Consider the following 615-nt stretch of genomic DNA (forward strand, 5'->3'; position numbering starts at 1 on the left):
CGTACCGGCCCTGGCGGTCGTCCGACTCCGAACGCCCCGCCGGCCGAGGCCAATGTTCTGCGTCCCGCCCGTGCGCCCGGCGCCGGCTTCGGTCGTCCGGCCGGTCGTGACGACGATCGCGAGAAGCGTTTCTCCGACGCCGGCAAGGCCGTCAGCCGCACGCGCGGCGAGCCCAAGCGCCGCGAAGGCCGCATGACCATCCAGTCCGTGGTCGGCGACGGCGACGCCGCCGAGCGGATGCGCTCGCTGGCCTCGGTCCGCCGCGCTCGCGAACGTGAGAAAGAAAAGCGCAAGGGCGGCTCGACCGATGCGCCCAACCGGCCGCGTGAAGTCGTCATTCCCGACGTCATCACCGTGCAGGAGTTGTCCAACCGGATGGCCGTGCGCGGCGTCGACATCATCAAGTTCCTGATGAAGCAGGGCATGATGATGAAGATCAACGACGTGATCGATTCCGACACCGCCGAACTGGTGGCCGAAGAGTTCGGCATGGCCGTCAAGCGCGTCTCGGAATCCGACATCGAAACCGGCTTCCTGGGCGAGGCCGACGATGCGGACGCCTCCGACACCCGCGCGCCGGTCGTGGCCATCATGGGTCACGTCGACCACGGCAAG

At 68.5% G+C, this 615-nt stretch carries 1 protein-coding gene; it reads left to right on the top strand.

The annotated features are described in order from the left end of the window. Positions 1-615: translation initiation factor IF-2 N-terminal domain-containing protein (locus tag B3T77_RS16215; RefSeq protein ID WP_414633160.1), on the top strand; the 615-nt coding region annotated here is incomplete at both ends.

This window comes from Brevundimonas sp. UBA7838 (genome assembly GCF_002500885.1).
GTDB classification, from domain to species: domain Bacteria; phylum Pseudomonadota; class Alphaproteobacteria; order Caulobacterales; family Caulobacteraceae; genus Brevundimonas; species Brevundimonas vesicularis_C.